Annotated in this window: 21 protein-coding genes and 2 pseudogenes; 12 read left to right on the top strand and 11 right to left on the bottom strand. The window is 71.0% G+C overall.

What is annotated here, in order from left to right:
• Positions 1-156: 156 nt before the first annotated feature.
• The gene (locus tag ACYUD3_RS02270) at positions 157-597 is read left to right on the top strand and encodes an SRPBCC family protein (protein WP_470962610.1); all 441 of its coding nucleotides are present in this window, start codon (positions 157-159) and stop codon (positions 595-597) included.
• A gap of 343 nt (positions 598-940) precedes the next feature.
• On the opposite strand, the gene ACYUD3_RS02265 is transcribed toward ACYUD3_RS02270, so the two are convergent.
• From ACYUD3_RS02265 to ACYUD3_RS02245, 5 genes and pseudogenes are all read right to left on the bottom strand, one after another.
• Entirely contained in the window at positions 941-2,008 is a 1,068-nt protein-coding gene (locus tag ACYUD3_RS02265) for an XdhC family protein (RefSeq protein ID WP_470963893.1), read from the bottom strand.
• 237 nt (positions 2,009-2,245) lie between these two features.
• Positions 2,246-2,419: pseudogene (locus tag ACYUD3_RS02260) on the bottom strand (XdhC family protein); the annotation flags it as partial.
• A 47-nt stretch (positions 2,420-2,466) separates the two neighbouring features.
• On the bottom strand, positions 2,467-4,845 hold the full coding sequence (locus tag ACYUD3_RS02255; RefSeq protein ID WP_470962607.1) for a xanthine dehydrogenase family protein molybdopterin-binding subunit: 2,379 nt from the start codon (positions 4,843-4,845) through the stop codon (positions 2,467-2,469).
• 1 nt (position 4,846) lies between these two features.
• Entirely contained in the window at positions 4,847-5,320 is a 474-nt protein-coding gene (locus ACYUD3_RS02250; RefSeq protein WP_470962604.1) for a (2Fe-2S)-binding protein, read from the bottom strand.
• Positions 5,320-6,207, bottom strand: a complete 888-nt coding sequence (locus tag ACYUD3_RS02245) for an FAD binding domain-containing protein (protein ID WP_470962601.1) — start codon at positions 6,205-6,207, stop codon at positions 5,320-5,322. The genes ACYUD3_RS02250 and ACYUD3_RS02245 overlap by 1 nt, the downstream gene beginning before the upstream one ends.
• Before the next feature lie 231 nt (positions 6,208-6,438).
• Between ACYUD3_RS02245 and ACYUD3_RS02240 the strand changes: the two genes are divergently transcribed.
• Complete coding sequence (locus tag ACYUD3_RS02240; protein WP_470962598.1) at positions 6,439-8,553, top strand: PucR family transcriptional regulator; 2,115 nt, start codon at positions 6,439-6,441, stop codon at positions 8,551-8,553.
• A 141-nt stretch (positions 8,554-8,694) separates the two neighbouring features.
• A complete protein-coding gene (locus ACYUD3_RS02235) occupies positions 8,695-9,471 on the top strand; it encodes a hypothetical protein (protein WP_470963890.1) in 777 nt (258 codons plus the stop codon).
• Between the two features lie 63 nt (positions 9,472-9,534).
• On the opposite strand, the gene ACYUD3_RS02230 is transcribed toward ACYUD3_RS02235, so the two are convergent.
• Positions 9,535-10,401: a GntR family transcriptional regulator gene (locus ACYUD3_RS02230; RefSeq protein WP_470962596.1), complete on the bottom strand. Its 867-nt coding sequence runs from the start codon at positions 10,399-10,401 to the stop codon at positions 9,535-9,537.
• Between the two features lie 155 nt (positions 10,402-10,556).
• Between ACYUD3_RS02230 and ACYUD3_RS02225 the strand changes: the two genes are divergently transcribed.
• Both ACYUD3_RS02225 and ACYUD3_RS02220 read left to right on the top strand, forming a co-directional pair.
• Positions 10,557-11,411: a (2Fe-2S)-binding protein gene (locus ACYUD3_RS02225; protein WP_470962593.1), complete on the top strand. Its 855-nt coding sequence runs from the start codon at positions 10,557-10,559 to the stop codon at positions 11,409-11,411.
• A gap of 315 nt (positions 11,412-11,726) precedes the next feature.
• Positions 11,727-12,782 carry a DUF2637 domain-containing protein gene (locus ACYUD3_RS02220; RefSeq protein ID WP_470962590.1) on the top strand — a complete coding sequence of 352 codons (1,056 nt, stop codon included), beginning with the start codon at positions 11,727-11,729 and terminating at the stop codon, positions 12,780-12,782.
• 99 nt (positions 12,783-12,881) lie between these two features.
• Here ACYUD3_RS02220 and ACYUD3_RS02215 read toward each other — a convergent pair whose 3' ends face one another.
• Together ACYUD3_RS02215 and ACYUD3_RS02210 are read right to left on the bottom strand one after the other, a co-directional pair.
• Positions 12,882-13,358 carry an ATP-binding protein gene (locus tag ACYUD3_RS02215; protein WP_470962587.1) on the bottom strand — a complete coding sequence of 159 codons (477 nt, stop codon included), beginning with the start codon at positions 13,356-13,358 and terminating at the stop codon, positions 12,882-12,884.
• A gap of 514 nt (positions 13,359-13,872) precedes the next feature.
• Positions 13,873-15,006 (bottom strand): protein phosphatase 2C domain-containing protein, encoded by a 1,134-nt coding sequence (locus tag ACYUD3_RS02210; RefSeq protein ID WP_470962584.1) that lies wholly within the window; start codon positions 15,004-15,006, stop codon positions 13,873-13,875.
• A 669-nt stretch (positions 15,007-15,675) separates the two neighbouring features.
• Here ACYUD3_RS02210 and ACYUD3_RS02205 point away from each other — a divergent pair.
• Positions 15,676-16,158: a DUF456 domain-containing protein gene (locus tag ACYUD3_RS02205; protein WP_470962581.1), complete on the top strand. Its 483-nt coding sequence runs from the start codon at positions 15,676-15,678 to the stop codon at positions 16,156-16,158.
• 122 nt (positions 16,159-16,280) lie between these two features.
• Here the strand turns inward: ACYUD3_RS02205 and ACYUD3_RS02200 are convergent, their stop codons facing one another.
• Together ACYUD3_RS02200 and ACYUD3_RS02195 are read right to left on the bottom strand one after the other, a co-directional pair.
• On the bottom strand, positions 16,281-16,766 hold the full coding sequence (locus ACYUD3_RS02200; RefSeq protein ID WP_470962578.1) for a methylated-DNA--[protein]-cysteine S-methyltransferase: 486 nt from the start codon (positions 16,764-16,766) through the stop codon (positions 16,281-16,283).
• Positions 16,763-17,779 (bottom strand): annotated as a pseudogene (locus tag ACYUD3_RS02195) (AlkA N-terminal domain-containing protein); the annotation flags it as partial. The pseudogene ACYUD3_RS02195 and the gene ACYUD3_RS02200, both read right to left, overlap by 4 nt.
• Here ACYUD3_RS02195 and ACYUD3_RS02190 point away from each other — a divergent pair.
• The 3 genes from ACYUD3_RS02190 (at position 17,778) to ACYUD3_RS02180 (ending at position 21,067) form a co-directional block, all read left to right on the top strand.
• Positions 17,778-19,589 (top strand): recombinase family protein, encoded by a 1,812-nt coding sequence (locus ACYUD3_RS02190; protein WP_470963887.1) that lies wholly within the window; start codon positions 17,778-17,780, stop codon positions 19,587-19,589. The pseudogene ACYUD3_RS02195 and the gene ACYUD3_RS02190 overlap by 2 nt on opposite strands.
• A gap of 504 nt (positions 19,590-20,093) precedes the next feature.
• Complete coding sequence (locus tag ACYUD3_RS02185) at positions 20,094-20,417, top strand: HNH endonuclease (RefSeq protein WP_470962575.1); 324 nt, start codon at positions 20,094-20,096, stop codon at positions 20,415-20,417.
• Positions 20,418-20,623: 206 nt separating this feature from the next.
• Positions 20,624-21,067 (top strand): phage terminase small subunit P27 family, encoded by a 444-nt coding sequence (locus ACYUD3_RS02180; protein WP_470962572.1) that lies wholly within the window; start codon positions 20,624-20,626, stop codon positions 21,065-21,067.
• A gap of 53 nt (positions 21,068-21,120) precedes the next feature.
• Here ACYUD3_RS02180 and ACYUD3_RS02175 read toward each other — a convergent pair whose 3' ends face one another.
• Positions 21,121-21,309 (bottom strand): hypothetical protein, encoded by a 189-nt coding sequence (locus ACYUD3_RS02175; protein ID WP_470962569.1) that lies wholly within the window; start codon positions 21,307-21,309, stop codon positions 21,121-21,123.
• Between the two features lie 122 nt (positions 21,310-21,431).
• Between ACYUD3_RS02175 and ACYUD3_RS02170 the strand changes: the two genes are divergently transcribed.
• The 3 genes from ACYUD3_RS02170 (at position 21,432) to ACYUD3_RS02160 (ending at position 24,925) form a co-directional block, all read left to right on the top strand.
• On the top strand, positions 21,432-22,928 hold the full coding sequence (locus ACYUD3_RS02170; RefSeq protein ID WP_470962566.1) for a terminase large subunit domain-containing protein: 1,497 nt from the start codon (positions 21,432-21,434) through the stop codon (positions 22,926-22,928).
• 124 nt (positions 22,929-23,052) lie between these two features.
• Positions 23,053-24,306: a phage portal protein gene (locus ACYUD3_RS02165; RefSeq protein ID WP_470962563.1), complete on the top strand. Its 1,254-nt coding sequence runs from the start codon at positions 23,053-23,055 to the stop codon at positions 24,304-24,306.
• A complete protein-coding gene (locus ACYUD3_RS02160) occupies positions 24,290-24,925 on the top strand; it encodes an HK97 family phage prohead protease (RefSeq protein ID WP_470962560.1) in 636 nt (211 codons plus the stop codon). The genes ACYUD3_RS02165 and ACYUD3_RS02160 overlap by 17 nt, the downstream gene beginning before the upstream one ends.
• The last annotated feature ends 1 nt before the right edge of the window (position 24,926 follow it).

The following is a 24,926-nucleotide window of genomic DNA, read 5'->3' as shown; positions in this document are numbered from 1 at the left end:
GCGAGCGATTCAGGGCGCCGCCTCATCCGCGATCCGGAGGGGCGGCGCGTTCGTGTGGGCGAGGCTTTCGCAGGGGCGGCGCCTTCGCGGGGGCGGGTGCGCGGATGTGCGGGGTGCGCGCGGTGCGTTCACAGTCCGGCGCCCTACGATCACCCCGTGGTCACCTTCCGTATCGAACGCACCGCCCCGCTCCCGCCCGAGGAGGCGTGGCGGCGGCTCACCGAGTGGCGCCGGCACGGCGCTGTCGTGCCCCTCACCCGGGTCAGCGTCCTCACTCCCCCGCCCACCGGCGAGGGCACGGTCTTCGTCGCCCGCACCGGCCTCGGCCCGCTCGGCTTCGACGACCGCATGGAGGTCACCGTCTGGCGGCCCCCGTACGAGGACGAGCCGGGGCTGTGCCGGCTGGAGAAGCGGGGGCGGGCGGTGCGGGGCTGGGCCGAGATCGAGGTGGGGCCCGGGCCGGGAGGGCGGGCGCGGGTGGTGTGGCGGGAGGACCTGGACGTGCGGTTCGTGCCGGGGGTGGCGGACGGGGTGACGGAGGCGGCGGCGCGGTCGGTGTTCGGGCGGGCGGTGAATCGGTTGTTGCGGGGGGTGTGAGGGGGTGCCGGGCGGGGCGAGGCGGCTTCCCTGGGGCACCTGCTGCGGCGAACCTCGTCCCCCGGCGGACGCCTGCTGCGGCGAACCTCGCTCCCCGGCGGGCGCTTCCCGGCAGCGGCGTTCCGGCCCGACGGGCGCCTCCCGGCAGCGGCGTTCCAGCCCGACGGGTACCTCCCAGCAGCACCATTCCGCCCGACGCACGCCTCCCGACAGCACCGTTCCACCCCGGCGAGCGCCTCCCCCAGCCGGCCTCGCCCCAAGAAACCCCTTCCGCCGCAGAGCCCTCTCCGGCGAGCCGCGTGCCGAGAAGCTACGCAAACCGCTCAGGCCGCCGCAGGCCCCCTCACGCCACCGACCCGATCCGCCGCACCACCCCCGGCCCGTCATGGTGGATCGGCGTGTGCGCGCCCGTCAGCGGCACCCCGCTCCCCCCGCGCCGCTCCGCGACGATCTCCGCCGCGATCGACAGCGCCGTCTCCTCCGGGGTCCGCGCCCCGAGGTCCAGCCCGATCGGGGACCGCAGGCGGGTCAACTCCAGTTCGGTGACGCCTACTTCACGCAGCCGCGCGAGCCGGTCGAGGTGGGTGCGGCGGGAGCCCATCGCGCCGACGTACGCCACCGGCAGCCGCAGCGCGAGCCGCAGCAGGGGTACGTCGAACTTGGCGTCGTGGGTGAGGACGCACAGCGCCGTGCGCGCGTCGACGCGGGTCCGCTCCAGGTACCGGTGCGGCCACTCCACGGCGATCTCGTCGGCCTCGGGGAAGCGGTCGCGGGTGGTGAACACGGGGCGGGCGTCGCACACCGTGACGTGATACCCGAGGAACTTCCCGGCCCGCACCAGCGCCGAGGCGAAGTCGATCGCCCCGAACACGATCATGCGGGGCGGCGGCACCGACGACTCGACGAGCAGCGTCAACGGCGCCCCGCAGCGCGACCCTTGGGCCCCGATCTCCAGGGTCCCGGTCCGCCCGGCGTCAAGAAAGGCGTGCGCCTCGGCGGCGGCGGTACGGTCCAGCTCGGGGTGGGCCCCGAAGCCGCCCTCGTACGAAACGGAACCGCGAACGCCGTCGGCATGGCCGGGCCCGCCCGCGTACGAGCCGTCTGCCCGGCCGGAGCCGCTGTCATAAGATCCGCCCGCACGGCCAGGCCCACCCGCATAAGAGCCGCCCGCATGGCCGGACCCGCCCGCGTACGAGCCGTCTGCCCAGCCGGAGCCGCTGTCATAAGATCCGCCCGCATGGTCGGGCCTGCCCACGTACGAGCCGCCTGCCCCGCCGGACCCGCTGTCATAAGATCCGCCCGCACGGCCAGGCCCACCCGCATAAGAGCCGCCCGCATGGCCAGCCCCGCCCGCCTGGCCAGCCCCGCCCTCGCCCACCCCCTCCGCATGCACCAGCAACGCCCGCCCCACCAGCTCCGCCGGACCGCTCACCACCCGGGCCAGCGCCTGCGCCGCACCCCCCGCGGCCCCCCGCACAGCCGCCGCCAGTACCGGCCGCGTCGGTGAGTCCGCCCGTACCGGCACCACCAGGACGTCGATCTCGCCCCCGCAGGTCAGCCCCACGGCGAACGCGTCGTCGTCGCTGTAGCCGAACCGCTCCAGCACCGGCTCGCCGTCGGCCAGCGCCTGCCGGCACAGCTCGTACACCGCGCCCTCGACGCAGCCCCCGGAGACCGAGCCGACGGCCGTCCCCTCGCTGTCGACCGCGAGGGCGGCGCCCGGCAGGCGGGGGGCGCTGCCGGTGACGGCGACCACGGTGGCGACGGCGAAGTCACGGCCCTGCTCGACCCACCGGTTCAGTTCCTCGGCGATGTCCAGCATCTCTCGGTCTCCTTCAACAGGGTGCACACAGTCAAGGTGACCGTACGTCACGTCCCGGTCAGGTGTTCGGGCCGGACCGGCGTACGGTTCAGCTCCAGCCCCGTCGCCGCCCGGATCGCCGCGAGGACGGCGGGAGTTGACGACAGGGTCGGCGCCTCGCCGACGCCGCGCAGGCCGTACGGGGCGTGTTCGTCGGCGAGTTCGAGGACGTCGACGGGGATGGTCGGGGTGTCGAGGATGGTCGGGATGAGGTAGTCGGTGAAGGAGGGGTTCCTGACCTTCGCCGTCTTCGGGTCGACGACGATCTCCTCCATCACGGCGACGCCGAGCCCCTGCGTCGTACCGCCCTGGATCTGGCCGATCACGGAGAGCGGGTTCAGGGCCTTGCCGACGTCCTGGGCGCAGGCCAGTTCGATGACCTTGACCAGGCCGAGTTCGGTGTCGACCTCGACGACCGCGCGGTGGGCGGCGAAGCTGTACTGGACGTGGCCGTTGCCCTGTCCGGTGCGCAGGTCGAAGGGTTCGGTCGGCCGGTGGCGCCACTCGCGTTCGATCTCTACGGCCTCGTCCTCCAGGACGTCCGTGAGGTCGGCGAGGGCCTCGCCGCCGTCGGTGACGACCTTGCCGCCCTCCAGCAGGAGTTCGGCGGTGGCCCAAGCCGGGTGGTACGTACCGAACTTGCGCCGCCCGATCTCCAGCACCCGCTCCCGCACCAGCTCGCAGGCGTGCTTGACGGCGCCGCCGGTGACGTACGTCTGGCGGGACGCGGACGTCGAACCGGCGCTGCCCACCTGGGTGTCGGCTGGGTGGATGGTCACCTGGGAGACGCCCAGCTCGGTGCGGGCGATCTGGGCGTGGACGGTGACCCCGCCCTGCCCGACCTCGGCCATCGCGGTGTGCACGGTCGCGACCGGCTCACCGCCCACAACCTCCATACGGACGCGGGCGGTTGAGTAGTCGTCAAACCCTTCCGAGAAACCGACGTTCTTGATGCCGACGGCGTACCCGACCCCGCGTACGACGCCCTCGCCGTGCGTGGTGTTGGACAGGCCGCCGGGCAGCTGGCGTACGTCGACGCCCTCGCTGCTCTCCCACTGGCGCTCCGGCGGCATGGGCAACGCCTTGACGCGGCGCAGGAGTTCGGCGACCGGCGCCGGGGAGTCGACGCGCTGCCCGGTGGGCAGGAGGGTGCCCTGTTCCATGGCGTTGAGTCGCCTGAACTCGACCGGGTCCAGGCCGAGTCGCTGCGCCAGCTTGTCCATCTGGGCCTCGTAGGCGAAGCAGGCCTGGACCGCGCCGAAGCCGCGCATCGCGCCGCAGGGCGGGTTGTTGGTGTAGAGGGCGATCGCCTCGATGTCGACGTCCTCGACGACGTACGGGCCGACGCCGAGGGAGGCGGCGTTGCCGACGACGGCGGGGCTCGCGGAGGCGTAGGCGCCGCCGTCGAGGACGATGCGGCACTTGACGTGGGTGAGCCTGCCGTCCTTCGTCGCGCCGTGCTCGTAGTGCAGCTTCGCGGGGTGGCGGTGGACGTGCCCGAAGAAGGACTCGAAGCGGTTGTAGACGATCTTGACGGGTTTGCCGGTGCGCAGGGCGAGCAGGCAGGCGTGGATCTGCATGGACAGGTCCTCGCGCCCGCCGAACGCGCCGCCGACCCCGGCGAGGGTCATGCGGACCTTGTCCTCGGGCAGGCCGAGGACGGGGGCCATCTGGCGCAGGTCGGAGTGGAGCCACTGGGTGGCGATGTAGAGGTGGACGCCGCCGTCCTCCTCGGGGACGGCGAGGCCGGACTCGGGGCCGAGGAAGGCCTGGTCCTGCATGCCGAAGACGTAGTCGCCGGTGACGATCACGTCGGCCTCGCGGGCCGCCGCAGCCGCGTCGCCCCTGATGATCGGCTGGCGGTGCAGGATGTTGGGGTGGTCGACGTGCCCGATGTGGTGGTCCGCGCGGTTCTCGTGGACCAGGACCGCGTCGGGGGCGGTGGCGGACAACTCGTCGGTGATGACGGGGAGTTCGCGGTAGTCGACCTTGATCTTCGCGGCGGCGCGGCGCGCGGTCTCGGGGTGGTCGGCGGCGACGAGGGCGACGGGCTCGCCGTGGTGGCGGACCTTGCCGTGGGCGAGGACGGGGGTGTCCTGGATCTCCAGGCCGTAGTGGCGGACGGCGGTGGGGAGGTCGTCGTACGTCATGACGGCGTACACGCCCGGGGTCGCCAGGGCCTCGGCGACGTCGATGGAGGCGATCTCCGCGTGGGCCACGGGGGAGCGCAGGATCTGGCCCCACAGCATGTCCTCGTGCCACATGTCGGAGGAGTAGGCGAACTCTCCGGTGACCTTGAGGAGGCCGTCGGGGCGGAGGGTGGACTCGCCGACGCCGCCCTTCGTCCGCGTCCCCTGCGTGAGCTTTCCGGGGGTCGTGCGCGGCATGTCAGACCGCCTCTTCCTGCCGGGCCGCCGCCAGCCGGACGGCGTCCATGATCTTCTCGTAGCCCGTGCAGCGGCAGAGGTTGCCGGAGAGGGCCTCGCGGATGTCGGCGTCGGACGGGCTGGGGTGGTGCTTGAGCATGTCGTCGGCGGCGACCAGCAGCCCGGGGGTGCAGAAGCCGCACTGGACGGCGCCGGCGTCGATGAACGCCTGCTGGATCGGGGCGAGTTGGCCTTCCCCGGCCAGCCCCTCGACCGTACCGACGTCACGGCCCTCGGCCTGCCCGGCCGCAACCAGGCACGCGCACACGGGAGTTCCGTCGAGCAGGACCGTGCAGGAGCCGCATTCCCCTTGTTCGCAGGCGTTCTTGGAGCCGGGCAGGCCCAGCCGCTCGCGCAGCACGTACAGCAGGGACTCGCCCTCCCAGACGTCGTCGGCCTGCTGCGGGCGTCCGTTGACGGTGAGGTTGACGCGCATTACGCGGCGCCTCCGATCTTCTGGCTGGTGCGGTACGACTCCCACGTCCACAGCAGCGTGCGGCGGGCCAGGACGCCGACGGCGTGCCTGCGGTAGCTCGCGGTGCCCCGGACGTCGTCGATGGGGTTGCAGGCGGCGGCGCACAGGTCGGCGAACTGCTTGACGACGGACGGCGTGACGACCTTCCCGCCGTCCCAGAACCCGCCCTCCTCCAGCGCCGCCGCGAGGAACTCCTCCGCCACCTTCGCCCGGACGGGGGTGGGCGCGGCCGAGCCGATGCCGGTGCGGACCGTGCGGGTCTCGGGGTGCAGGGCGAGCCCGAACGCGCACACGGCGATCACCATCGCGTTGCGGGTGCCGACCTTGGCGTACTGCTGCGGCCCGTCCGCCTTCCTCACGTGCACCGCGCGGATCAGCTCGTCGGGCGCGAGCGCGTTGCGTTTGACGCCGGTGTAGAACTCGTCGATGGGGATGCGGCGGCTGCCGCGCACCGACTCGGCCTCGACCTCGGCGCCGGCCGCGAGCAGCGCGGGGTGGGCGTCGCCGGCCGGGGAGGCGGTGCCGAGGTTGCCGCCGACGCCGCCCCGGTTGCGGATCTGCGGGGAGGCCACGGTGTGCGCGGCGAGCGCGAGGCCGGGCAGCGGGCCGCGCAGATGCTCCATGATCCGCGTGTACGGGACGGAGGCGCCGAGCCGGACGCTGTCCTCGCCCGTCTCCCACTCGTGGAGCTCTCCCACCCGGCCGAGGTCGAGCAGGTACTCGGGCCTGCGGTGGTCGAAGTTGATCTCGACCATCACGTCGGTGCCGCCCGCGATCGGCACGGCGGTGGGGTGCTCGGCCTTCGCCGCGAGCGCCTCCTGCCAGCTGGCGGGGCGTAGGAACTCCATGACGGCTCTCTTCTGCTGTCGGTGACCCTGCCAGTACACCGCTGGCGCTCCGGCCGGGTCAGTCACGGAAACTCCGAAGGAGTTGGCTGGTAGCAGCAACCATCTTGTAGATTCGTATGAACGGAAGGCCTCGGAAATCGCCCTGTTTCCTGGTGGAAACGCAAGAGGCTGTGGAGGACCCCTTTCGCCTCACCATCCTAGATTTCGAGACACAGAAACGGCGGCGACGAGATGCGGCTGCGCGCACTGCTGGACACCGACGCGCTGGGCCTGCGGCTGCTCGGCGGCGGGGACGAGCTGGACCGCACCGTGCGCGGCGTGATGACGACGGACCTGCGCGACCCCAGCCGCTATCTCTCCGGCGGCGAACTGGTCCTCACCGGTCTGGCCTGGCGCCGGGACGCGGCCGACTCCGAGGCGTTCGTGGCGATCCTCGTCGGGGCCGGCGCGATCGCGCTCGCGGCCGGGGAGGCGGAGCTGACCGGTATCCCGCAGGACCTCGTCGAGGCCTGCGCGCGGCACCGGCTGCCGCTGTTCGCCGTCGACGAGTCGGTCGCCTTCGCGACGATCACCGAGCATGTGGTGCGGCAGGTCTCGGGCGAGCGGGCCGGGGATCTCGCGGCCGTCGTGGACCGGCACCGGCGGCTGATGACGTCCGGGCCCGCGGGGGGTGGGCCGGATGTGGTGCTGGATCTGCTGGGGTCCGATCTGGATCTGCGGGCGTGGGTGCTTTCGCCTGCGGGGCGGTTGATCGCGGGGGCTGCGGGGGGCAAGGCGGAGCGGTCGGCCGGCGGGGCTTCGGGGGGCGGGGAGCGGTCGGTCGGCGGGGCTTCGGGGGACGGGGAGCGGCTGATCGGCGGGGCTGCGGGAATCGGGGAGCGGTCGGCCGGCGGGATCTCGGGCGGCGGGGAGCGGCTGTCGGCCGAGGTGTGTGCGCGGCTGGCCGCCGAGCAGCTGACGGCGGCGCGGTCCGGGCGGCGGGGGCCGCAGCGGGTGAGTGTCGACGGCGTCACGTATTCGCTCTTCCCGGTGCGCGGGGGCGGGCGGGCCGTCCAGGGGCCGTCGGACAGCTCGCTCACGGACTGGTTCCTGGCGGTCGAGGCGGACTCCGGGGACTGGCCGGACGAGCGGCTGGACCTGCTGCACGGGGTCACCCAGCTGATCGCCGTCGAACGCGACCGGCGGGACGCGGCGCGGGCCGTGCGGCGGCGGCTGGCCGAGGAGGTGCTGGAGCTGGTCCAGACGGGGGCGGTGCCGGCGGAGATCGCGGCACGGCTGCGGGTGGCGGCGCCGGTACTGCTGCCGGGGGTGGGGGCCGCGCCGCATTGGCAGGTGGTGGTGGCTCGGGTGGAGTGGGGGGTGGGGGCTGGGGGTGGCGTTTCCGGAGGGTTCGGGGGCGGCGGAGGGTTCGGCGGGGGCGGAACTTTCGGGGCCGGGGGCTCCAGCGCGAGCGGGGCTTTCGGCGGGGGAGAGGCTTTCGGCGGAGGCGGGTCCTTCGGCGGCGGGGCTCACGCCGGGGGCGAGTCCTCCGGTGGCAGGGTCTCCGGCGGGACCGGAGCTTCCGGCGCGGGCGGAACCTCCGGCTTGGATGCCGTGGACGCGACCGGGCCCGGCGGGCGGAAGAGCGGCACCGCCGACGGGGTACGGGCGCCGGGTGCGGCCGGCTCGGCGGGGCAGGCCGGCACCGCCGACGGCGTACTCGCCCGGGCCCTGCTGGAGGAGATCCTGGTCGACCGGTTCGCCGGTGGGCCCGAGCCGGCCGACCGGATCGCCGTCGCGCATCTCGGTGAGGAGGCGGTCGCGCTGGTGCCGTTGCCGTCGGTGGCCGCCGAGCACGACGGGTCCGAGGCCGGTGTCGTCGCCGACGTGCTCCTGGCCGCCGTACGGCAGCCGCTCGCGGCCGGGCTCGAGGGGCGGGGGCGGCTGACGCTCGGGGTGAGCGCGGCCGTGCACTCGGCGGAGGGGCTGCGCGGGGCGCTGGAGGAGGCGCGGCACGCGCGGCGGGTCGCGGCGGCGCGGCCCGGGCCCGTGTCGGCGGCGGGACACCAGGAGCTGGCCTCCCACGTCCTGCTGCTGCCGTTCGTCCCCGACGACGTGCGGCGGGCGTTCACCGCGCGGCTGCTCGACCCTCTGCGCGAGTACGACCGGCGGCACCGGGCGGAGCTGATCCCGACGCTGGAGGCGTTCCTGGAGTGCGACGGCTCGTGGACGCGGTGCGCCTCGCGGCTGCATCTGCACGTCAACACGCTGCGGTACCGGGTGGGCCGGATCGAGCAGTTGACGGGACGGGATCTGGCGCGCCTGGAGGACAAGCTGGATTTCTTCCTGGCGCTGCGGATGAGCTGAGCCGGGCGGCCGAAACCCGCTCACCCCTGGATCCCACCACTTTGTGAATTCCTTCACCCACCCCCTTGGCCGTGGGTCAGGATTCATGCTGAGATGCCGCCACCACTCAACAAGCTCGATGGCGTGCTCGGGGAGGGCAACGTGGCGCACTCCGCCATGTCTGGTAACGGAACGACCCCCAGTGACGATCCTCTCCAGACCGCGGTGTGGCGGCTGCGCTCCCGGGCCTGCTGGTCCGACGCCGCCGCCCTGCTCCCGTACGACACCCCGGCCGGCTCGCTCCAGCGGGCGGCGCTGCTCACCGAGCGGTGTCTGTACACCGAGCAGGGCTGGGCGGAGGCGGAGGACGCGCTGCGGGCGGCGGAGGCGCAGGCCCACTCCGACGACGAGCGGGGCGGGGCGGCTTGTGAACGCGGGTACTTGGCGTACGCGTCGACGCTGCACGGGGTGCGCGACCGTACCGACGAGGCGCGGGCGGCGCTCGGCCGGGCGGCGGCGCTGATCCCGCCGGGGGCGGGGGCGCGGGCGCTGCTCGACTTCCGCCGGGGGCTGCTCGCGGAGAACCTCGCGCGCTCCCCGCAGGCCGCGCGCGCCGCCTACCGCCGCGCCCACGCGGGTGCCGCCGCGGCCTCCGACTCCCTTCTGCTGTCGTTCACTTGGCGCCATCTCGCCGGACTGGCCCTGCGCGAGGGCGAGTTGGCCGAGGCCCGGCACGGCTTCGGTGAATCCCTGCGGCTGCGGGAGGAGTTGGGCTATCTGGTCGGGACGGCACCGGCGCTGGCCTCCCTGGCCGACGCCGAGACCGAGCCGGAGGCGTCGAGGTTACGGGACGAGGCACGGCGGCTGTTCCAGCTGCTGGGGGGCGTACCGACGTGGCTGGCACGGCAGTTGGCGGGGCCGGGGGTGGCGGGGGCGTAGAAGGGGCGGAGCGCCCGACTCCCCTGCGGTACCTAGGAGTTCAGCCTTGGCGCCCCAACCCCCTCACCCCGAGAAGTGCTCCCCCACCAGCACCCCTACCGCCTCCAGATCCCCCGCCTCCAGCGCGTCCAGCAAAGTGACATGGGCAGCGGCGTCCGCGAGGAGTTCGGTGCGGGGGTGCGGGGTGGCGGCGGAGCCGGTGGGCCACTGGGAGCGGCGGTGCAAGTCCTCGGCGATGCGCACGAGTTGGTCGTTCCCGGCGAGCCCGAGCAGGGCGACGTGGAAGGCGCGGTCGGCCTCCGCGTACGTGGCCCGGCAGCCGGAGGCGGCGGCGCGGACCGTCGCCTCGGCGAGCGGACGCAGGGCGGCCCACGCCTCCGGCGGCACGGCGCGGGCGAGCCGCAGGATCACCGGCGCCTCGATCAGCCCGCGCACCTCGGCGAGTTCGGCGAGTTCGCGCGCGCCGCGCTCGACGACCCGGAACCCCCGGTTGGGCACGACCTCGACGGCGCCCTCCAGGGCGAGTTGCTGCATGGCCTCGCGCACGGGCGTCGCCGAGACCCCGAACCGCTCCCCGAGCACCGGCGCCGAGTAGACCTCCCCCGGCCGCAGCTCCCCGGTCGTCAGCGCGGCCCGCAGCGCGTCGAGGATCTGCCCGCGCACCGACGCGCGCTGCACGGGGGGCCGGGTGAAGGGGGTCTCGCTGTGGGTGTGCTCACCGCGCACGGAGACGTCCATGTCCCGGCCGACACCAGATAGGGAACCGGCGCCGGACGGCGAACCGGCGCCCGCCGCACCCCCGTACCCCTCGCAGCCGCCCCCCTCCCCCTCTAACCCCGCCCCTCTCGGCCGGGCCTGCGCCGGGAGTCTCGGTGGGTGGGCGGGGGTGGGGAGTGCCGGGTGGGTGGAGGCCGGTGTGGTGTGGGTCACGGGGTCTCCTCCGGGCTTGTCGGTACTTGGGGCCATTACGGCCGGTTGTTACTCGTCCGTCAAGCACCTTAGGCCCACTCGCCGTCAGTTCAAATCCCGATCAGGGCGGGTAAGGTAAGCCTTACCTTTCATCCCTCCCGGAACGGTGGCCCGGTATGCCCGCACCCACGTCCGCCCGCCCCGCCATTCACGAGGCATATGCCCGCCTGTCCGAGGTCTACCCCGGGCTGACGGTCACGCATGTGCGCGAGGACGAGCCGGCGCCGTCGGGCGGCGGCTGGGTGGGGGCGTACGAACTCGCCGCGGGCGGCGCGGAGTTGGACCGTTTCCTGGACTGGGACAGCGCGCAGGTGCTGCGGGACTACGGGCAGCCGGGCCGCCCGGACGTCGTCGCGACCTTCGGCCTGCACCGCTACTCCTGGCCGGCCTGCCTGCTGATCACCGTCCCGTGGTTCCTGCACCGCAGGGTCCCGCGCTACCCGGTGAGCCACGTCTCCTACGACCGCACCGACGGCATGCGGCTGGCGGTGCGCGCGCCCGCGTCGTTCGCGTGCCTGCCCGGCGACCCGGCGGCGCACTCGCCCGGCGCGTACGTGGTGGCCGGCGAGGAGGCGCTGCGCGCGGAGGTGCGGGCGGCGGTGGCCGAGCACCACGAACCGCTGCTGGCCGGCTTCGGCCCGCGCACCCGGCGGCGCGGGCGGGCCCTGTGGGGCATGGTGACCGACGAGGTCGTCGAGGGCCTGTGGTACGTCGCCGCGCTCTTCGGCGAGACCGAGAAGGCCCGCGCGCGCCGGGAGCTGGAGCTGCTGCTGCCGGGTTCGACCAAGCCGTACGTGGGTTCGGCCGCGTTCCGCGAGCTGGCCGGGCCCGCCGGCGAACCGGTGCCGACCAGGGACCGGGCGAGCTGCTGCATGTTCTACACGATCCGCCCGGACGACACCTGCGCGACCTGTCCGCGCACCTGCGACGCCGTCAGGATCGCCAAGCTGACGGCCGCCGCCGCCAGTTGAGGCCCCCTCAGCGCGGGGCGGCCGACCGGGTCGGTTAGGATCGGCGCCGTTCAAGATCCCCTCACGGGTCACGCGGTAACAGGAGATTCACAATTTCCCCACGCGGCACGGGAACTTTCCGAGGAACCACTCGTACGGGGTAGTCTTGTTCGAACTCAACTCCCGCCCCTCAAGCGGCAGTTCGAGCAGAACGTCGCCCAGGACAGCCCCTTGCACCCCCTTAGGCGGCCTCTTGCCCCGAAACCCCCTGAGGGATGGTGGGATTGGGCCACCATGGCGGGCGTCATGCCCTATCCCAATGCAAGGGACCCCTAGATGAGACTGACCGACATATCGCTGAACTGGCTGCTTCCCGGCGCCGTACTGCTCCTGGGCATGCTGGCGGCGATTGCGGTTCTCGCGCGGAGCAAGCGGTCCGGCGGGGAGCACGCTAAAGACGACTCGTGGGAGCGCAGCGAGGAGCGCCGGCGGCGCAAGGAAGCCATATACGGCATGGCCTCCTACGTGCTGCTGTTCTGCTGTGCGGCGGTCGCCGCGGCGCTCTCCTACCGGGGACTGGTCGGCTTCGGCCGGGAGAACCTGGGCCTGACCAACGGCTGGGAGTACCTGGTCCCGTTCGGCCTCGACGGCGCGGCGATGTTCTGCTCCGTCCTCGCGGTGCGCGAGGCCAGCCACGGTGACGCGGCGCTCGGCTCCCGGATACTCGTGTGGACGTTCGCGGGTGCGGCGGCCTGGTTCAACTGGGTGCACGCGCCCCGGGGCCTCGGCCACGACGGCGCGCCGCAGTTCTTCTCCGGCATGTCCCTGTCCGCCGCCGTCCTGTTCGACCGCGCCCTGAAGCAGACCCGCCGGGCCGCCCTGCGTGAGCAGGGTCTGGTGCCGCGTCCGCTGCCGCAGATCCGCGTGGTCCGCTGGGTGAGGGCCCCTCGCGAGACCTACCGCGCGTGGTCGCTCATGCTCCTGGAGAACGTCCGCACCCTGGACGAGGCCGTCGAGGAAGTCCGCGACGACCGGATGCGCAAGGAGGAGACCCGGCTGCGCCGCCGTGAGGCGCAGCGTCTGGAGAAGGCCCGTCTGAAGGCGATCAGCCGCGGTCACCGGGGCTTCCCGGGCCGGGGCGGACGTCCCGTGGAGGCGCCCCAGGCCGTCCTGGAGCGCGTCGGCGGCGAACCCGCCGCGGAGCCCGCCATAGGCGGCGCGCCCGAGCAGCTGCCGGTCCGCACCCGGCCGTCGCTCCAGCCCGCCCGCCACGGCGGCGACTCGCCTTCCGCACACACCGTCGACCTCACCGCGGAGGACGACACCATGGCCCTGCCGCGCCTGGACTCCTTGGAGCGCAAGCTCAAGGACCTGGAGCAGCAGTTCGGCTGACGGCGGTCTTCCGCCGGGCACCTCGGGACGGGGGCGCGACCTTCAACAGGGCCGCGCCCCCGTCCCGTTGCGCGTAGGCGGCCTCGGCTCCCGTTGTGTCTAGGCGGCCTCGGCGCCGAGTTCGAACCACACCGCCTTCCCGACCCCGTGGGAGCGCACCCCCCACGCGTCCGCGAGGGACTGCACGAGCACCAGCCCCCGCCCGTGCGTGGCGTCGCCGCTGTGCGCCGCCCTGGGCCGGGGCACCCGCCCCACGAAGTCCCGCACCTCCACCCGCACCCGGTACGGCTCGACGACGGCCGTCAGGACCGCGTCGCGGTCGGTGTGGACGAGCGCGTTGGTGACCAGCTCGCTGGTGAGCAGCTCCGCGATCTCCGAGCGCCCCGGCTTGCCCCACTGCCGCAGCAGCTCCCGCACCGCGTGCCGCGCCTCGGGCACGGCGGCCAGGTCGGCCCGGCCGAGCCTGCGTTCGAGCCGCGGCCCCTGCGGCTGCGCACCGCCGATCGCGCCCTCCCCTGTCCGCGCCGCCCGCCCCGGCTGCGCCTGCCGTGTCCCCGAGGAGGCCCCGATCGCCATGGGACCGCCCCCTCGTGCCTGCCTTTTCATGACCCCCGCCCGCACGTCGATGCCGGATGCCCCTCCTGCTCGAACACGTTCACGGGGATCCCTTGCCCGAAGACGGCTCCCCCAGTCATGTCCCCTCGTCGACGACCAAGTGTTCGGCCATGTTGACGGCACCCCGTGCCGCCGTCCGCGCACACCTCCCGACCGGCCCCTCTTGGCCAGTGGCATATGCCCGAGGCGTGCGGTGGCGCCCCTTCCGCTCCCTCCGTCCCCCGCCCCACGCGCGCGCGGGCAGGCGGCCGGTCCCGCCGTGACCTTCGGCCGTCTCCCCTCCGCGCCCGGACGGGACGAGCCCACCGGCGGCCCCCGCCTCCCCGCCCGCCGCGCGCGGGAGACGGCCCCTCCCGTCGACCCCCGTCTGCCGCAGTCGCCGTAGCCGGACCGGAGCGGGGGCCAGGCGGCGGAGACGGGCCGGGGACGGGGAACTTGGCCGGAATGTGACGGTGACAGGGGTGGAGGGTTTCGCTCACCCCTCCCACACGGCGACGGCCGTGCGGTCGTCCGCGTACCCCTTGACGCGTACCTGGACGTCCGCGAGGAACTCGGCGAGACCCGGGGCGGGGGCGCCGGACCAGCGGCCGGTGAGGTACCCGGCGAGTTCGGCCTCGCCGTGCAGGGGGTCGGCGAGACCGGCGCTGCACATGAGGAGGGTGTCGCCGGGGCGGGCCGGGGCGGCGTGGAAGAGGAACGGGGGGTGCAGGGGGGTGTCGTGGCGGTCGGGGGCGGGGATGTCGTACGGCCGCGGGGGGCCGTACGGCTGCGTGGTGTCCATGTGGGGCTCCTCGGGGGGCGGTGCGGCGGCGCCGGCCGTCAGGGGCTCGCCCAGCGCCTCTGCGGACATCTCGCCCGGCGTCGGCTCGATGTCCTGCCAGACGCCGTCCCGCAGGCGGAACAGGCCGCCCGGGCCGATGCCGAAGAAGACGCGGGTGCGGCACTCGGGGTCGGCGGAGAGCAGGAGGCAGCGCAGGGTCGCGGTGTACTCCTCGGGCGGGAGGCCCTGTTCGGCCGCGCCCGCGCGGAGCCTGCCCAGGCTGCGGTCGGTCAGGCGGTGCAGGCCGGACTTGAGGTCGCCGCGCCGGCCCGCCCGCATGTCCTGCGCGAGCCGCGCGTGACTGCGGCCCACCGCGCGGCCGATCCACCGGCACACCTCGGCGGCGGCCCGGTGCGCCCCCGCCGTCGCCCGCGCGCCGGTCGCCGTCGCGACCAGCACCAGCGCCTGGTCGCCGTACCCGAACCGGGCCGTCAGCAGCGCGTCCCTGCGCCGCTCGCCCCGGTAGCGCGCGGAGTCGCCGCGCATCGACACCGCGCGCATGGTGCTCGCCCCGCACCGCGCCCCGTCCACCACGGTGTCCGCCACCAGGTCCCCGAGGTCGTCCGGGTCCGCCAGGGGCAGCGCGGTCGGGTCCGCCTCGTAGGTGGGCGGACCGGAGCCGACGTAGTCCTTGAGGAGGAGAACGGGGGCAGTACGCGCGCGTGCGTTGTCCGTGTCCGTATCGACGTCCATGGGCGACTCGTCGGCGGGCTTGCGGGTCTGCGGTACGAGGGGTGCGGCGCGGGCGGGCTCCGGCAGTGCGGCGAACCCCTGGGGCAAGGGGCCCACCGGGAAGGTCGTGGGCCCGGGAGCACTGGCGAGCGGGGGTTCCCAGGGGGCACGGGGACTTGGGGGCTCTGACTGCGCAGTCAGAACGTCTCCCCCGTCCAGCCCTGACTGCGCAGTCAGAACGCTGTCTTCGTCCGGCCCTGACTGCGTAGTCAGAACGTCTCCCCCGTCCGGCTCTGACTGCGTAGTCACCGCCCCCGCCGCCGAAGCGAAATGATCGTCCAGGGAATCCGCGGTGCCCGTGGGGCCGGTGTCGCCGGTGGTCTCGTCGTACAGCCGGGCCCACCAGTCGTCCTGGTGGCCGGCGGGACTTCCCCCCTGCTCGCTCATGTCCCTGATTGTCCACGGCTGGGGCCGGATGAGAACGGGGCGCCGGGAAATTGGGGGCGGCGGGGGCCGCGGGGACGGCGTGGCGGGGGAGGCCGTGGACGCGTGTACGACGGGCCGGGGCCGTCTGCGGGGTCGCCGGACGGTCCCACCCCCCACGGGAGAACCGTCCGGCGACATCCGTGACGGCCGGAACGGATGTGGTGCGGCACTCGCTTTCCGCACACTTCCGGCCAACGACCCGAGTGTGCACCCCTTACCTGGCAATCAGCTGTGCCCGTCCTCCGCGCGGAGCGCTTCTTCCGACCTGCGTACCGCCCCCGTCTCCTGCACCCTGGGCAGATGGGAGCGTGGGAACTCCTGCTGGTCGGCCTGGTCGTGCTGCTCGGCCTGTGCGGAGTGCTGGTGCCCGGGGTGCCGGGTTCGTGGCTGGTGTGGGCCGGGGTGCTGTGGTGGGCGATGACCGATCCTCGGCCGCTCTCCTGGGCGGTGCTCGTCGGGGCGACCGTCGTCCTGCTGCTGTCCCAGGTCGTGCGCTGGGCACTGCCCCCGCGCCGGCTGCGGCACACCGGCGCGACCCCCCGGATGGCGGTGTACGCCGGTGCGGGCGCGTTCCTGGGTTTCGTGCTGATACCGGTGCTGGGCGCGGTCCCCGGTTTCCTCGGCGGCGTCTACCTGTGCGAGCGGCTGCGCCTCGGCGGCCATGGGGAGGCCCGCGCGTCCCTGCGGACGGTCATGCGCGCGGGCGGCTGGGGCGTCCTGACGGAGTTCTGCACGTGCCTGCTGATCGCGGGGGCGTGGACGGGGGCGGTGCTGTGGGGGTAAGGGGCGCACCCCCATGGGCAACGCCCCTTACAGGGCCCCCTCCGGCGCCCCCCGGCGCCCCTTAGAGCACCCCAGGCCCACGCCTTCTACAGCGCCCCCTCTGTACCCCGGGCCCACGCCCCTTACAGCACCCCCTCCAACCTCAACAGCTCCGCCTTCCGCTCCAGCCCGCCCGCGTACCCCGTCAGCGACCCGTCCGCCCCGATCACCCGATGGCAGGGCCGCAGCACGAGCAGCGGATTCGCGCCGATCGCCCCGCCGACGGCCCGTACGGCGGCCCGGGAGGCCCCGATCCGGGCGGCGATCTCGCCGTACGTGGTGGTCGTGCCGTAGGGGACGTCGTCCAGGGCGGCCCAGACCCGCTCCCTGAACTCGGTCCCGGAGCCGCGCAGCGGCAGGTCGAACTCCTTGAGGCCGCCCGCGAAGTACGCCTCCAGCTGCTCGCGTACGGCCCGGAAGGGGCCGGCGTCCTCCTGCCAGCCCTCCTGCGGGCCGCGGCCGCCCTTCTGGCCGGGCACGGACAGGGACGTCAGCGCGCCGTCGGGGGCGGCGGTGAGGAGGAGGCGGCCCAGGGGACTGTCGACGTGGGTGAAGCGGACGGTGTTCATGGCTGGTCCTCTGTCAGGGCTTCCTGGACGTACAGGTGCTGCACGGCGTAACTGCTCCACGGCCGCCAGGCCGCGCACGCCTCGCGGCCCGGCGGTACGGCGTCGGGGTCGCCGAGGGCCCGGACGCGGATCTCGGTGACCGTACGCGCGTCGAGGCCGGGCAGCGCGAGCAGGGCCGCCCGCGCGGTCTCCCGGTCGGCCCCGGCGTCGAGGCGCAGACGGCCGTCGGCGAGGGCGGCGGCGAGCGTTGCGACGGGTCCGTCGGGTTCGGCGCCCGCGAGGGTGCGCGCGGCCGGGAAGAGGTGGGTGAGGCCGCCGGTGGGGGTGTCCAGCGGGGTCCCGTACGTCTTCACGAGCCGTTCGGACTCCGTGCGGCCCGCCACCGCGCGCAGGGCGAACTCCTGGGCGTCGACCGTGCCGGGCACCCGCAGTCCGGGGCGGGCCTCGATCAGCGGGGCGAGGCCGGGTTCGGCGGCGAGGCGTTCGTCGACGGCGTAGGGGTCGGCGTCGAGGTCGAAGAGGCGGCGCAGGCGCTGGACGGCGGTGGTGAGGTCGCGCAGGTCGGCCAGGCGCAGGCGGGCGTCGAGCCAGCCGCCGGGGTGCAGGGCGGCGCCGGGGCGCGGGGGCGGGCCGAGGCTCGCCTCCTGGGCCTCCGCGACGCCGGCGCCGTAGGGCAGCCGCAGGGTGCGGCGGTAGACGCGGGTCCCGGGTTCGCCGGTGACCTCCTCGACGCCGGGGAGGGCCTCGCGGGCGAGCTGGTCGAAGAGGGGGGCGGCGGCGTAGGGGCCGCGGTGGGCGAGGCGGAGGGGGAGGGCGCCGGGGGTGCGTTCGGCGCGGCGGGTGGTGGCGCGCAGGCCGGTGGGGGTGGTGTCGTAGACCGCGCGGATGGTGTCGTTGAACTGTCTGACGCTGGCGAACCCGAAGGTGCTCAACTGACAGTTCAGGAGAGCCCTAGCCGTGACGGCAACAGCCCTGGTCAGCGCCACGTCACCGACTCCCTTCGTGGCAGGCATGACGACCCCCTTGCGTGGCCTGTCCGTACTCCGCCTATCTGTCCTCACGGACGAGACGACAAGCCCTGAGCGGCAGCGTGGCGCCAACCACGACGCCGGCGCAGCACTCGGCATTGACTTTAGCGGCCGTGAAGCGGTTGACCTGGGCGTCAGTGCGTCCAAGACGACGCCGTTCGAGCGTCCGGAGCTGGGTGCGTGGCTGAAGCGCCCTGACGACTTTGACGCCCTGGTTTTTTGGCGCTTTGACCGTGCCGTTCGGTCCATGGACGACATGCACGAGCTGTCGAAGTGGGCGCGCGATTACCGCAAAATGATCGTGATTGCCGAAGGTCCGGGCGGACGACTCGTTCTCGACTTCCGCAACCCGCTGGACCCCATGGCACAGCTCATGGTCACGCTATTCGCCTTCGCAGCCCAGTTTGAGGCTCAGTCCATCCGTGAGCGCGTGTTGGGCGCTCAGGCAGCAATGCGCACCATGCCGCTTCGTTGGCGCGGCTCCAAGCCGCCTTACGGGTACACGCCTGCCCCTCTTGAAGGTGGCGGCGTAACGCTTGTTCGGGACAAGAAAGCCGTTGCCGTCATCGAACGGGCCATCAAAGAACTCATGAAAGGCAAGACACTTTCCGCCATTTGCGCCGAACTGAACGAAGCCAAGATTCCTTCGCCGCGCGACCATTGGAGTCTGATCAAGGGTCGCAAAAAGGGCGGCAGGGTCGGCAACAGCGTTGGCGAGAAAATCACAAAGGAAACCTTCAAATGGCGGCACGGTGCCCTTAAAAAGCTACTCACTTCGGAATCCCTGTTGGGCTGGAAAATGACCGAATCCGGCCCCGTGCGCGACAGCGAAGGCGCCCCCGTAATGGCTACTCGTGAGCCGATTCTCACTCGCGAGGAATTCGACGCTGTGGGCACGCTCCTGAAGGAGGAAAACGCCGATGGAACGAAGTGGTTCCGTTCTGACAGTGTCGCAATGCTGACACGCGTGATCCTGTGCGATGCCTGCGGGGGAAACATGTCCGTCGGGCGCCCCTCGGCGAACAGTAAGGGAATTTCCGTCGCCTACAAATGCGGGTCATGGGGGCGCGGCGAGAAGTGCCCGGCGCCAGCAAGCGTGAAGCTCGAATGGGCCGAAGACTACGTTCGGGAACGGTTCCTTCGTTCCGTCGGCGGCATTCGCATGAAGGAAACCCGGCATATTCCTGGGTACGACCCTCAGCCGGAGATCAACGCCACGACGGCAGAATACGAAGCCCATATGGCCGAACAGGGTCAGCAGAAGAGTAAGGCCGCGCAAGAGGCATGGAAGCGCCGCGCGACAGCCCTTGACGCCCGTCTTGCTGAGCTTGAGACCCGGGAAGTGCGACCGGCACGCGTTGAAGTGATCGAACTGGAAAAGACCGTTGCGGACGCATGGCGAGACACCGACGACAAGGGACGTCGCGACATGCTCCGTGACGCGGGTGTCACAATCCGCGTCAAACGAGCGAAGCGTGGACGCACTTTCAAGCTCAACGAAGACCGCGTGATCTGGCACATGAACAACGAGTTCTTCGCCCAGGGAGCTGAAGAACTTGACGCTATCGAGCGCGCCGAGCAACAGCTACGTCCGGCGCTGGCAGCGCGAAGGGGCGCTGACCAACTCGCCTTCAACGTGCAACAGATCGTCAGCAACACAGCAGCAGTACGAGCGGGTGAAGACCCGGAGCCGCGCGAATCCGTGAAGACGCGACACGAAGAGCTAATGGCCAGTCACGACGACGCGGACCGGGCTGACATTGAGAAGCGCGCGAACGAGCTGCGCCGCCAGTAGGACAGCGGGAAGGGGCCGATCCTTCGGGGTTGGCCCCAGTTCGCGCATCCTCAAATCATTAGTTAGACTAACTAGTAATTTATTCCTCATCCCAGCGCTCAAAGTCCAAGCTTCTGACCTGGGCGAAGTGATGTTGTGACGCTGTGCCTCAAACCCGGGATTCACATAAGAGCTTCTATAGGCATTCCAGAACTCACGTCCCTTCGTCGCACCGTCACCGACCGGGCACCGCGCTGCCCCCACCCCAGGTCACCGACTCACTTCATATAGGTAGAGGGGATCGCGCCGCGCATACAGGTGCGAGCGAGCAACGGCGGTCAGTGCGCGCCCCTCGGTTCCCGGCAAACTCCGTCGTCTCTCACGACGTTGAGCGCCGGCGGACGGCTCTGGTGTAACCGGTGGTGACGATGCCCATCCTGCCGGAGTCGTCCGCACAGACTTTGGAATAGGGGGGGGGTGCACGTGCGTACTCGCTGCCTTGACTGTAGGGGGTGGGCTACCCATATGGGGAGATGTGCCCACCATCACGCGGAGTACAGCGCGCGGCGCAGCATCAAGAGCCATAGCAAACGGCGTGCTGCGATAGCCCGGGGGAACAACGCTGCGGCACGGTTGCGTCGCAAGGTGCGGGACACGATCCGCGCTGGTGACCTTGTCCAGTGCGCGTGGTGCTCGGGCGGCTTCCTCGGTTCAGGCGTGGACGTCGACCACATCAAGCCGTTGGCGCTGGGCGGTGAGGACGTGGACGAGAACGTTCAGGTGTTGTGCAAGCAGTGCCACAAGGACAAGACTCGCTCGGACTTCGCGCGGAAGAATCCTCCGTTCTGACCGAGCGGGGAGGGGAAGCGGCTCCAAAGTTCGGGCCGTAACCTCTCAGCGATCCTGGCCCCAGCTCGGAAAACGCACGCTAGGTGTGAGGCCGGTTTTTAGCTCGCGCCCCATTGTGCTGACCTGGGGATACTTCAGGATACCCAGGTTTATCCCACCCAAGAACGTACCCGTTAAGGGGGTCTGAAGCTCCGTTAGGGGGTGCCATGAGTCGCGCTAAGAACCCGGAACTGAAGACGGGGAACGCGAACGGCGCCACCGACGTTGAGCCGGCTCCGGTCGTGTACGAGGGGCGTGCGCCGCGTGTGCCGACTCACCTAGGGCCGACGGGCAAGGACGTGTGGCGGAACGTGTGGTCCGCTGGGATGGGCGCCTACAGCCCCGAGACGGACCGCAACGTCATCACTCGGTATTGCGAACTCCACGACCGCCGCGACGCTCTCTTGGCTGAGGTTACGCGTGACGGTCTGACGCAGAAAGGCAGCACGGGTCAGATCGTAGCGCACCCGCTGTTGCGCTTCGTGGAGTCGACGGAAAAGGAACTCCGCTCGATCGAGAACGCGATTGGCTTCACACCGGAAGCCCGCTTGCGCTTGGGGCTGGTTGCCGCTGAGGCGCGGAAGGTCGCTGCGGGACCTGAAGACTTCTGAGCAGACCGAAGCCCCCGGGGGTCCCCGAGGGCTCGAAGCTCCGGCGCGTGCTTCTACGTCTCGTCCGTACGCACCATCCGAAGGTCGCCGTACGGCACGAACGCCACGAAGGCGTCTTGGTTGAACTTGCGTCCGTTGAAGCGGACGCCAAGTTCCTCGAACTTGTGGCTTCCCGCTTCGACTTCGGACTCTGTCCCGTCTCGGTAGACCACCACATACTTCGTGACTGCTTGTTTCGCCATGCCGGGAGCATAACGGAGGGGGCTGCGTGGTTGCATCCCCTTCTTCGCGTTGGCCTGGACTCAACGACGCGATAGCGCGCCACATCCCCGCTGACGCCGAAGTGCCCTCCGAGGGCTACCGGGTGGCGAAGTGGATCGAAGAGTTCTGCTACCTGACGGGCTCGTTCGCCGGCCAGAAGTTCCGGCTTCTGCCGTGGCAGCGACAGCTTCTCGTGGACGCGTACGTATTGACTCAGGATACCTTCGGCCGTTGGCGTCGGAAGCATCGCACGGTTGTCGTGTGCGTGGCGCGCAAGAACGGCAAGTCCACGATTGCCGCTGCGGTCATGCTGTACCACTTGATCGCGGACAGGGCGGACGCTCAGCGTCAGATCATCGCCGCTGCGAATGATCGCAACCAGGCGCGGATGGTTTTCGACAGTGCGAAGCAGATGGTGACCGCTTCGCCGAAGCTCGCAGCCGTGTGCAGCGTTCAGCGAGACGTTATCCGGTACAAGGACAACACCTATCGCGTGGTGAGCGCGGACGCGGGTAGGCAACAGGGGCTCAATCCTGCCGCTGTGTCGCTGGACGAGTACGCGTTCAGCAAGCACTCAGACTTGTTCGATGCACTGACCCTTGGTTCTGCGGCACGTAATCAGCCGCTCTTCCTGATCATCTCCACTGCCGGACCCGACCCAGACGGCCCTTTTGCTCAGCTCTGCGAACAGGGTGAGCGGGTCAACTCCGGCGAGGCCGACGACCCGACGTTGTTCTATCGGTCGTGGGGTCCGAAGCTGGGTGAACAGGTCGACCACCTTGACCCCGATGTGTGGCGCGCGTGTAACCCGTCGTACGACATTCTCAACCCGGACGACTTCAAGGCGGCAGCGCAGCGGAGCACGGAAGCTTCCTTCCGCATCTACCGGCTGAGTCAGTTCGTGCGGGGGTCGTCCACGTGGTTGCCGCATGGTCTGTGGGACAGCTTGCGTGGGGACGACAGCGACGGCCTTGAGCCCGGGGACGAAGTCGTTCTTGGCTTCGACGGATCTTGGAAGGGCGATTCAACCGCGTTGATCGCCTGCCGAATACGCGACCTTCAGGTGTTCGTGTTGGGGCACTGGGAGGCGCCGGCAGACGACGCGCATTGGCGCGTACCCATGGCGGACGTGCGGGACGCGCTCTTTGAGTCGCTGGACGTCTACCGGGTGCGGAACTTGGTCGCGGACCCGTACCGCTGGGAAGAGACGCTAGACAATCTCGATGCCGCCGGGTTCCCGGTTGAGGCATTCCCGACCAACTCCCTTGCGCGTATGGTGCCCGCCACTCAGGCCGTGTACGACGCGTGCCGGGACGGCCGGCTGAGCCATGACGGCAATCCGGCGTTGGCACGGCACATCGGTAACGCGGTGCTGCGTGAGGACGCGCGGGGCGCGCGGATCACGAAAGAGCATGCGTCGTCGCGCCGGAAGATCGACTTGGCCGTTGCCATGATCCTGGCTGTCCACGGGGCGGTCATGTGGCGTGAGGACAACGGCACTGTGGTCACCACGGCGATTGTCGCCACCTGGGAAGGCGACGGCGGGCGCGTGTTCACGTCCGGGCTCCCCGAGGATGCCGCCCTGTTCGCCGACATTTGAACCTACTCACGGTGAGTGGGTTCCCTGCTTCTCTGAGGGGAGTGCCGTGGGTTTCTGGTCTGCACTCTTCAGACGGAAAGAGTCGCCAGCGGTTGAGCGCGCGTGGGAGCCGTACGACCCGACGGTGTACAACCGGGGCGTCGCAGCGGATTCCGGTGAGCGCGTCACGCCGCGTGAAGCACTTCAGGTGTCTGCGGTCTTCAGTTGTCTGCGTCTCCTGAGCGAGACGATAGCCACGCTGCCGCTGCTGGCATACAGCGAGCGGGGTGGGGAGCGGCGGGAGATCACTGGCCCTGCTTGGTTGGATCATCCGAACGCGGAGCCGGGCGGCATGGACCGCATCAGCATCCTGTCTCAGGTGGTTCTGTCGCTCTTGCTTGAGGGCAACGCCTTCCTCGCTGTGCGCTGGCGGGGGCCGAACATCGTCGGTCTTGACGTGCTGGACCCTACGAGGATTCAGGTTCACATGGTCATGGTCGACGGTCTTCGACGAAAGGTGTTCGAGGCGTTCGACGTGGACGACGACGGCAACGAAGTGTTGGTGGGTTGGTTCACACCGCGCGATGTGCTTCACATTCCAGGGATGATGCTTCCGGGTGATTTCGTCGGATGCTCCCCGATCCAGTACGCACGGGAGCCTATCGGACTTGCCCTTGCCGCGCAGAAGTATGGGTCGAAGTTCTTCGCGAACGGCGCGATGCCCGGGGCTGTGGTTGAGGTTCCCGGCACGATGAGCGAAGAGGGTTTGGCACGTGCGCGTGAGGCGTGGCGTGCGGCAAACTCGGGTGTCGACAACGCGCACCGGGTAGCGCTGCTGACTGAAGGTGCGAAGTTCTCGAAGGTGGCCATGAGCCCCGACGAAGCTCAGTTTCTTCAGACCAGGCAATTCCAGGTTCCCGAGATCGCGCGGATCTTCGGCGTTCCCCCTCACCTGATCTCCGACGCAACGAACTCGACTTCGTGGGGCTCCGGGCTGGTTGAACAGAACACCGCGTTCACGATGCTCAGTCTCCGGCCGTGGCTCGCCCGGATCGAAGCCGGGTTCAACCGGCTGATCTTTGCCGAGACGGCGGACCGGTTCCGGTTCGTGAAGTTCGATCTTGACGAGATGAAGCGCGGTGCTCCGAGAGAACGAATGGAAATTTGGAGCTTGGGGCTTCAGCAAGGCATCTACTCGATTGACGAAGTGCGTGCCGCTGAGGATCTTCCCCCGCTGCCGGACGGCTTGGGCAAGAAGCACCGGGTCCCGTTGAACCTGGGCGATGTCGCTGAGGAAGACATGCCCGACCCAACCCCGGCCACTCCCCCAACTCCGCCGGCTGAGCCGGACGACCAGCCGACGGACGATGGGACACCACCTGATGACGGAGACGCGTGAACTCCGCGTTGCTGCCGGACCCCTTGAAGAGCGCGCGTCTGGTGACGGGCGTATTTCTATGCGCGGGTACGCGTACCGCTTCAACGAGCTGTCCCATGACTTGGGCGGCTTCCGCGAGCGGATCGTGCCTGGTGCGGGGGCTCCGGCGTTGCGGCAGAACGATGTGTACGCCACCTTCAACCATGATTCGTCGGCGCTTCTGGGCCGTACGTCTTCGGGAACACTCCGGGTGGGCGAAGACCGCGAAGGCGGTTGGTACGAGATCGATCTACCGGATACGACGGTGGGCCGTGACGTCGCTGAGCTTTTGAAGCGCGGTGACCTCAAGGGTTCGTCATTCACTTTCCGCGTCCTGGACGGCGGGCAGCGAAGGGCGGACGAAGACGACGCGGAGACGGGCCTACCTGTTCGGGAGATCACGGCCATGGACGTCGTGGAGCTGGGGCCGGTCACGAACCCGGCGTACCCAACCACTCAGGCTTCGCTCAGGTCTGTTGAACAGGTCTTGAGTATCGGGGAGTTCGCGCCCCCGCATGAAGTGCGCGATTCCCGACCGGTCACGCCTGAGCCGGCTTCCTACCCTGACGCGCGTGCCCTGTTCCGCGCGCTTACCAAGTGAG

The organism is Streptomyces sp. AMJ-169, from assembly GCF_055597585.1.
The sequence above is the reverse complement of the archived record's forward strand: the minus strand, read 5'-3'. Positions and strand labels throughout refer to the sequence as shown.

Bases quoted from the DNA above. Each gene is read 5' to 3' on its own strand.
- ACYUD3_RS02255 (WP_470962607.1), bottom strand. From the start codon at position 4,845: ATGCCGCGCACGACCCCCGGAAAGCTCACGCAGGGGACGCGGACGAAG.
- ACYUD3_RS02250 (WP_470962604.1), bottom strand. From the start codon at position 5,320: ATGCGCGTCAACCTCACCGTCAACGGACGCCCGCAGCAGGCCGACGAC.
- ACYUD3_RS02245 (WP_470962601.1), bottom strand. From the start codon at position 6,207: ATGGAGTTCCTACGCCCCGCCAGCTGGCAGGAGGCGCTCGCGGCGAAG.
- ACYUD3_RS02240 (WP_470962598.1), top strand. From the start codon at position 6,439: ATGCGGCTGCGCGCACTGCTGGACACCGACGCGCTGGGCCTGCGGCTG.
- ACYUD3_RS02225 (WP_470962593.1), top strand. From the start codon at position 10,557: ATGCCCGCACCCACGTCCGCCCGCCCCGCCATTCACGAGGCATATGCC.
- ACYUD3_RS02220 (WP_470962590.1), top strand. From the start codon at position 11,727: ATGAGACTGACCGACATATCGCTGAACTGGCTGCTTCCCGGCGCCGTA.
- ACYUD3_RS02215 (WP_470962587.1), bottom strand. From the start codon at position 13,358: ATGGCGATCGGGGCCTCCTCGGGGACACGGCAGGCGCAGCCGGGGCGG.
- ACYUD3_RS02205 (WP_470962581.1), top strand. From the start codon at position 15,676: ATGGGAGCGTGGGAACTCCTGCTGGTCGGCCTGGTCGTGCTGCTCGGC.
- ACYUD3_RS02200 (WP_470962578.1), bottom strand. From the start codon at position 16,766: ATGAACACCGTCCGCTTCACCCACGTCGACAGTCCCCTGGGCCGCCTC.
- ACYUD3_RS02190 (WP_470963887.1), top strand. From the start codon at position 17,778: ATGACGACCCCCTTGCGTGGCCTGTCCGTACTCCGCCTATCTGTCCTC.
- ACYUD3_RS02185 (WP_470962575.1), top strand. From the start codon at position 20,094: ATGGGGAGATGTGCCCACCATCACGCGGAGTACAGCGCGCGGCGCAGC.
- ACYUD3_RS02180 (WP_470962572.1), top strand. From the start codon at position 20,624: ATGAGTCGCGCTAAGAACCCGGAACTGAAGACGGGGAACGCGAACGGC.
- ACYUD3_RS02175 (WP_470962569.1), bottom strand. From the start codon at position 21,309: ATGGCGAAACAAGCAGTCACGAAGTATGTGGTGGTCTACCGAGACGGG.
- ACYUD3_RS02160 (WP_470962560.1), top strand. From the start codon at position 24,290: ATGACGGAGACGCGTGAACTCCGCGTTGCTGCCGGACCCCTTGAAGAG.